We start from the raw sequence: 7,170 nt of genomic DNA on the forward strand, positions 1-7,170 counted from the left end.
CACCTGTCTCTACTCCGATATCGTGTTGCCAACTGCAACCTGGTACGAGAAAGATGACCTGAATACATCGGACATGCACCCGTTCATTCACCCACTGTCTGCAGCGACTGACCCTGCTTGGGAAGCGCGCTCTGACTGGGATATCTACAAAGGCATTGCTGAGAAATTCTCTGAGGTCTGCGTTGGTCACCTGGGTGTTGAGAAAGATATCGTTACTGTTCCTATGCAGCACGATACTCCGGGAGAACTGGCACAGCCGATGGGCGTACTGGACTGGAAGAAAGGCGAATGTGAGCCGGTTCCAGGCAAGTCCATGCCAAATCTGGCGGTGGTTGAACGTGACTACCCGAACACCTACAAGCGCTTCACGTCTGTAGGTCCGTTGCTGGAGTCTCTGGGTAACGGCGGTAAAGGTATCACTTGGGATACGAAGGAAGAGGTCGATTTCCTTAAAAAACTCAACTGGACTCACACCGAAGAGGGTGCATCTGAAGGTCGGGCGAAGCTGGAAACAGCGATCGATGCGGCTGAGATGATCCTGAGCCTTGCGCCGGAAACCAACGGTACCGTTGCGGTGAAAGCGTGGGAAGCACTGGGTGAGTACACCGGTCTTGATCACTCACACCTGGCGAAGCCAAAAGAAGAGGAAAAAATCCGCTTCCGTGATGTTCAGGCGCAGCCTCGTAAGATCATCTCCTCTCCAACCTGGTCAGGTCTGGAAGATGAGCACGTGTCTTACAACGCTTGTTACACCAACGTTCATGAGTTGATCCCTTGGCGTACTGTTACCGGTCGTCAGCAGTTCTATCAAGATCATGAATGGATGCGTGACTTCGGTGAAAGCTTGATGTCGTATCGTCCGCCGATCAACACCAAGTCGGTTAACCCGATCATGAATGCCAAGCCAAACGGCAACCCAGAGATCGCGTTGAACTGGATCACACCGCACCAGAAGTGGGGTATTCACTCCACCTACAGTGACAACCTGATCATGCTGACCCTGTCTCGCGGTGGTCCGATTATCTGGATGTCCGAAGTGGATGCAGCAAAAGTCGGTATCGAAGATAACGACTGGGTTGAGATCTTCAACACCAACGGCGCGATTGCAGCCCGCGTGGTGGTATCACAGCGTGTGAACGAAGGTATGACCATGATGTACCACGCACAGGAACGTATCGTGAACGTGCCTGGTGCAGAAACAACCGGCACCCGTGGTGGTATCCATAACTCGGTAACCCGTGTATGTCCTAAACCGACCCACATGATCGGTGGTTATGCACAACAGTCCTACGGCTTTAACTACTACGGCACTGTTGGTTCCAACCGTGATGAGTTTGTAGTTGTTCGTAAGATGAAGAACATCGACTGGTTGGATGGTGAAGACAACAACACCGTTCAGGAGGCAGCCAAATGAAAATTCGTTCCCAAGTAGGCATGGTGCTGAACCTCGATAAATGTATCGGCTGTCACACCTGCTCGATCACCTGTAAGAACGTCTGGACCTCACGTGAGGGTATGGAGTACGGCTGGTTCAACAACGTTGAAACCAAGCCGGGCATCGGTTACCCGAAAGAGTGGGAGAACCAGGACAAGTGGAAAGGTGGCTGGATTCGCAAAGCCGATGGCAACATCGAGCCGCGTATCGGTGGTAAGTGGCGCGTGTTGGCGAATATCTTCGCCAACCCGGATATGCCTGAGATCGACGACTATTACGAGCCGTTCGATTTCGATTACCAGCAGCTGCACAATGCGCCAGAAGGTAAGCACCAGCCGGTTGCTCGTCCGCGCTCACTGATCACCGGTGACCGTATGGACAAGATCGAATGGGGTCCGAACTGGGAAGAGATCCTCGGTACTGAGTTCGTCAAACGTTCTAAAGATAAGAACTTCGACAACGTACAGAAGGATATCTACGGCCAGTTCGAGAACACCTTCATGATGTACCTGCCACGTCTGTGTGAGCACTGTCTGAACCCAGCATGCGTAGCATCTTGCCCATCGGGTGCGATCTACAAACGCGAAGAAGACGGTATCGTACTGATCGATCAGGACAAGTGCCGCGGCTGGCGTATGTGTGTCAGCGGTTGCCCGTACAAGAAGATCTACTACAACTGGAAAACCGGTAAATCTGAGAAGTGTATCTTCTGTTACCCACGTATCGAGTCCGGTCTGCCGACCGTCTGCTCCGAGACCTGTGTTGGCCGTATCCGTTACCTCGGTGTGATGCTTTACGATGCGGACCGCATCAAAGAAGTCGCTGCATCCGGTAACGAACAGGACCTGTACGAGAAACAGCTGGAGATCTTCCTTGATCCGTTTGATCCGGCAGTGATTGCACAGGCACGCAAAGATGGCGTTGATGACAACGTAATCACAGCCGCTCAGAACTCCCCAGTGTACAAGCTGGCGATGGACTGGAAACTGGCGCTGCCTCTGCACCCTGAATACCGCACACTGCCAATGGTTTGGTATGTGCCACCTCTAAGCCCGATCCAGTCTGCAGCTGATGCTGGCAAGATCGGTATGAACGGTGCACTGCCGGATGTTGATTCTCTGCGAATCCCGGTTAAGTACCTGGCGAACCTGCTGACTGCCGGTGACGAGAAGCCTGTTAAGGAAGCGCTGAAGCGTATTCTGGCGATGCGTGCATACAAGCGTGACGAACAGGTAGAAGGCAAGCTGAATCTGGAAGTGCTGGAAGAAGTGGGTCTGACCGAAGGACAGGCAAAAGAGATGTATCGTTACCTGGCAATCGCCAACTACGAAGATCGCTTTGTCGTTCCTACCAGCCACCGCGAACTGGCGAAGGAAGCCTTCCCAGAGCGTAACGGTTGTGGCTTCAGCTTTGGTAACGGCTGTGCCGGTGGTGAGACTGAATTCAACCTGTTCGGGGCGAAGAAGCAGAACGTCACTATGGTCGAGAAGATCAGCGGCGTGAAGCAGGTAGACCCGAAGGAGTTGACCGATGCGTAATCTGAAAATCATCTCCGCCCTGATGGACTATCCAGAAGCTGAGCTTCTGGAGGGTCGTCAGGAGTTGATCGATGAACTGCGCGACGATGTTTTCCTGGAAGAACCACAGAAAGCGTCGCTGATCGAGTTTATCGATCAGCTCTGCACCTCCGATCTGCTGGATGTTCAGGAAGAGTACGTGTCGCTGTTCGATCGGGGACGTTCTCACTCTCTGTTGTTGTTTGAACACGTCCATGGCGAAAGCCGTGACCGTGGTCAGGCGATGGTGGATCTGATGTCCGTCTACGAGAAACAGGGCTTTGAGATCAGCCAGCGTGAGCTACCTGATTACATCCCGCTGTTTCTTGAGTTCCTGTCTATACGGCCGGAACAGGAAGTACGCCAGTGGCTGGCCGATATCAGCCACATTCTAGCCCTGCTGGAAGCGCGACTGCACAAACGGGAAAGTGGTTATGCGGTGCTTTTCGAAGCGCTGTTGAGCCTGACCGGTGTGGTAGTTGAGCGTGAGGAGCTGAAGGAAAAAGTTGCGTCTGAAGCGCGTGACGATACCCCTGAAGCACTCGATAAAGTCTGGGAAGAAGAGATGGTGCGCTTCACCGAGGGTGGTGCTCAGGACAGCGCATCCAGCTGTGGCGATAGCCTGCTGACTCAGCGTCGTCGTGAACTGGATTCCGTGGATATCGCAAAACCACTGCATATTCAGCCGAGTGTTCAACCGTCTCCGACAGGTACAACCGGCTCCTGAGGGGCCCGGGAGAAATAGAATGTCTTACATTAATGATCTTTTGTTTGGGGTGTACCCGTACATCGCCGGTGCCATCTTCCTGATCGGTAGCTGGATTCGTTACGACCGGGAACAATACACCTGGCGCGCAAGCTCCAGTCAGATGCTGAGCTCGAAAGGGTTCCGTATGGCGAGCAACCTGTTCCACGTGGGCGTGTTGTTCATCTTCTTCGGTCACCTTGTGGGTCTGCTGACACCACATGCAGTGTACGAACCGTTTATCTCTACCGGTGGTAAGCAGCTGCTTGCAATCATCAGTGGTGGTGCTGCGGGTCTGGTGTGCTGGGTTGGCTGCTTCCTGCTGCTGAAACGTCGCCTGGGCGATAAGCGTGTCCGTGCGACCAGTACTAAAGCAGATATCTTTATTCTGGTTCTGCTGTTCGTACAGGTCACTCTGGGTCTGCTGACCATCCCATTCTCTATGGGGCACCTGGACGGTAGCGTGATGTTGCTGCTGGCAGGCTGGGCACAGAGTCTGGTGACTCTGCAGGCTGATGCGGCGAGCCATCTGGTGAATGTCGGCTTTATCTACAAGCTGCACATCTTCGTGGGTCTGACTATGTTTGTTGTCTTCCCATTCACCCGTATGGTGCACATCTGGAGCGCGCCGGTGAAATACTTCGCCCGCGGTTACCAGATCGTACGTCAGCGTTAAGATCGATCCAACACCTGCGGTGTAAGCCGCAGGTGTCTCTACTTTTTACCACCGTCTGAGGAGCAACCTCATGCAGATGATTGAAACCACCTCCCTGCCAACAGAAGCACCGGATTTTGATGATGTGATTGTCAACGGCAAGACCATTGAAGCCACGACTATCCTGCAAGAGATGCAGTACTACCCGGCGGAAACAATGGAAGACTCCCGTCAGCAGGCTGCACAGTCGCTGGTGGTGCGCGAGCTGCTATTACAGCGCGCTAAAGAATTAAATCTTGTTCCTGATGATAGCGATGCTGATTACGAACAACTGATCAGCACCTTACTGGAGCAAGAAGTGGACCTGTCTACTGCAGATCCAGAGACCTGCGAACGCTATTACGAAGCCAATATGGAACGTTTCAAAACGCCTGTATTGATCGCAGCAAGCCATATTTTGCTGGGTGCCGATCCCAATGATCTGGAAGAACGTGCGGCACGTCAGGCTGAAGCTGAGTCGCTGATCAGCACGCTGCAAGATAACCCGGATCGATTTGCGGCACTGGCGCAGCTCAACTCCGATTGTCCATCAAAAGAAGTGGGCGGTCAGATGGGGCAGCTGGATAAAGGTCAGACCGTGCCGGAGTTTGAGCGTCAGGTGTTTAACCTTGACGTAGGCCTGGCAGAACGACCGGTTGAAAGCCGTTACGGTTTTCATGTGGTCCGTATCGACCAGCGTGTTGAAGGTGAACAACTGCCTTACGAAGCGGTTGAAGACCGTATTCGCATGTACCTGCAGGAACGTAACTACCGTCGTGCAGTGAACCAGTACATTCAGTTGCTGGCCGGTGATGCTGAAATTGCCGGTATCGAGTTGCTGGGCGCAGATGCCCTGTTGGTTCAGTAGACACTGTTGGGACGTCTGTCTCTGATGTCATGGTTTCGAGGGTAACAAGATGCTTTCTGATCTATTAGCCAATAACAAAGCCTGGGCGAAGAAGATGGAAGAGCGCTGTCCGGGTTTCTTTAAAGAGCTGGCAGCGCAGCAGAAACCGGATTACCTCTGGATTGGCTGCTCCGATAGTCGCGTACCCGCAAATGAGATTGTGGGTCTGATGCCGGGAGAACTCTTCGTTCACCGTAATATCGCCAACATGGTGCTGCATACAGACCTCAACTGTCTCTCTGTGCTGCACTATGCGGTTGATGTGCTCAAGGTTAAACACATCATCGTGTGCGGACACTACGGTTGTGGTGGTGTGCGTGCATCGCTTGGCCACCAGGATCTGGGGCTGATCGACAACTGGTTGCGTCACCTGAAAGATATCGGTTACGCCAACCGGGATATTCTCAGCGCAGAAACCGATGAAGACCGTCGGGTTGATCGTTTCTGTGAATTGAACGTGATGGCACAAGTAAGCAACGTATGTAAAACCAAACCGGTTCAGCGTGCCTGGAAAGCTGGCCGTGAACTCACCATTCATGGTTGGATCTACAGCATTGAAGACGGTGTGATCAAAGACCTGAAAGTGGATGCAGATGACTTCGACAGCATGCCCGAGTTGTATTGGGTGGAGTAATAGACTCTGCTTCCGTCTGTAAGATCAAAGGCACCTATTAAGGTGCCTTTGTTGTGTATAGTGCTGAAACTTCCCTGCCTGCCTGCCTGCCTGCCTCGTTAAGTCGAGTTGGTCTCCGCACATAAGTAACCTGTTAATGTCCGGTTGAGTCAGCACTCTGTTTAGGTGCTGAGACTTTATGTCCTTATCTGCAGTATGTGAAGTTTATCTTTTGCGTATCCAAATCAGCCATGAACAACATCGTCGCGTTGTTGTCAGACGGCACGATACTTTCGAGTATATTGACCCTGCTATGACCCATTGATGAGTTGGGCTACTTGACCTCAGTTCGATTGGTTCGCGATGATGTGGGGTATATACCGTGCCGGCATGACTCAGAGCATTAAGATGCTGTTAGAGCATGAAATCAGAGCTTTATTTAATGTTGTCGTAGAGAGAGACGCTTTGAACAACCGAGTTATTAGTGCAAGTGATGATAGTCGTGTTGATAGTTTACTCAGTGGTTCAAAGTGGGGGGCGGGATCTGTAGGCACTCCGGTGACCATCACATATAGTTTTCCCGGTCAAAGCTCCGTTTGGCAATATACCGAAGAAGTTAATGCAGGCTATACGGGCTTAAACTCCTCTCAGCAGAGTGATTTTAGGGCTGCGCTCGATAGTTGGGCTGAGGTTTCGCAGCTTGCTTTTGTCGAAGTCGCGGATGGGACGACGTATGGTGATATTCGCGTTGCATTTACACAAGCTATATCGGGAAACACGCTTGGATATGCCTACTTGCCTGGATCTGGCAGTGTGTCTGGAAGCATTATCTCACCCAGTGCTGCTGCCGGGGATGTCTGGCTGAACCCAACGCTGACTGATCTGAGTTCGGGCAGTGTAGGGTATTCCACACTGATACACGAAGTGGGGCATGCGCTGGGATTAAAACACAGTTTTGAAGCAGAAGATGGCTTTCCTAGTCTCTCTACAGAGTTTGATACCACTCAATACATAGTGATGTCATATACAGATTATGACGGTGCTGGATATGTATTTGAGGAAGTGAGCGGGGGATACTACACCTATCAGGCCGTTCAAGCCGAAACGCCCATGGTATATGACATATTAGCCGCTCAATATATGTATGGTGTTGATACAACGACACGCACAGGTGACGATACTTATACATTCTCGGTGACGGCTCAATTGAAAACTATATG

7 protein-coding genes are annotated in these 7,170 nt (G+C 51.9%); all 7 read left to right on the forward strand.

Features of this window, described 5'->3' with window-relative positions:
• A partial coding sequence (locus ABYW01_RS09945) for a molybdopterin dinucleotide binding domain-containing protein (RefSeq protein ID WP_372832429.1) occupies positions 1–1,414 on the forward strand: 1,414 nt, incomplete at its 5' end.
• Positions 1,411–2,973 carry a nitrate reductase subunit beta gene (gene narH / locus ABYW01_RS09950; protein WP_193955007.1) on the forward strand — a complete coding sequence of 521 codons (1,563 nt, stop codon included), beginning with the start codon at positions 1,411–1,413 and terminating at the stop codon, positions 2,971–2,973. The genes ABYW01_RS09945 and narH, both read left to right, overlap by 4 nt.
• The gene (gene narJ, locus ABYW01_RS09955) at positions 2,966–3,718 is read left to right on the forward strand and encodes a nitrate reductase molybdenum cofactor assembly chaperone (RefSeq protein WP_372832430.1); all 753 of its coding nucleotides are present in this window, start codon (positions 2,966–2,968) and stop codon (positions 3,716–3,718) included. Before narH ends, narJ begins: the two co-directional genes overlap by 8 nt.
• A gap of 19 nt (positions 3,719–3,737) precedes the next feature.
• Positions 3,738–4,412 carry a respiratory nitrate reductase subunit gamma gene (gene narI / locus ABYW01_RS09960; protein WP_372832432.1) on the forward strand — a complete coding sequence of 225 codons (675 nt, stop codon included), beginning with the start codon at positions 3,738–3,740 and terminating at the stop codon, positions 4,410–4,412.
• 70 nt (positions 4,413–4,482) lie between these two features.
• Positions 4,483–5,298, forward strand: coding sequence for a peptidylprolyl isomerase (locus tag ABYW01_RS09965; protein ID WP_372832433.1), 816 nt, complete (start codon positions 4,483–4,485; stop codon positions 5,296–5,298).
• 49 nt (positions 5,299–5,347) lie between these two features.
• Positions 5,348–5,971: a carbonate dehydratase gene (can, locus tag ABYW01_RS09970; protein ID WP_372832434.1), complete on the forward strand. Its 624-nt coding sequence runs from the start codon at positions 5,348–5,350 to the stop codon at positions 5,969–5,971.
• 369 nt (positions 5,972–6,340) lie between these two features.
• The coding region (locus ABYW01_RS09975; protein WP_372832436.1) for a matrixin family metalloprotease at positions 6,341–7,170 on the forward strand (830 nt) is incomplete at its 3' end.

Origin of the sequence: Pontibacterium sp. (genome assembly GCF_041587635.1) — a bacterium.
Taxonomy (GTDB): domain Bacteria; phylum Pseudomonadota; class Gammaproteobacteria; order Pseudomonadales; family Balneatricaceae; genus Pontibacterium.

Coding starts and splice junctions, on each gene's coding strand:
- can (WP_372832434.1), top strand. CDS start 5,348: ATGCTTTCTGATCTATTAGCCAATAACAAAGCCTGGGCGAAGAAGATG.
- narI (WP_372832432.1), top strand. CDS start 3,738: ATGTCTTACATTAATGATCTTTTGTTTGGGGTGTACCCGTACATCGCC.
- ABYW01_RS09965 (WP_372832433.1), top strand. CDS start 4,483: ATGCAGATGATTGAAACCACCTCCCTGCCAACAGAAGCACCGGATTTT.
- narH (WP_193955007.1), top strand. CDS start 1,411: ATGAAAATTCGTTCCCAAGTAGGCATGGTGCTGAACCTCGATAAATGT.
- narJ (WP_372832430.1), top strand. CDS start 2,966: ATGCGTAATCTGAAAATCATCTCCGCCCTGATGGACTATCCAGAAGCT.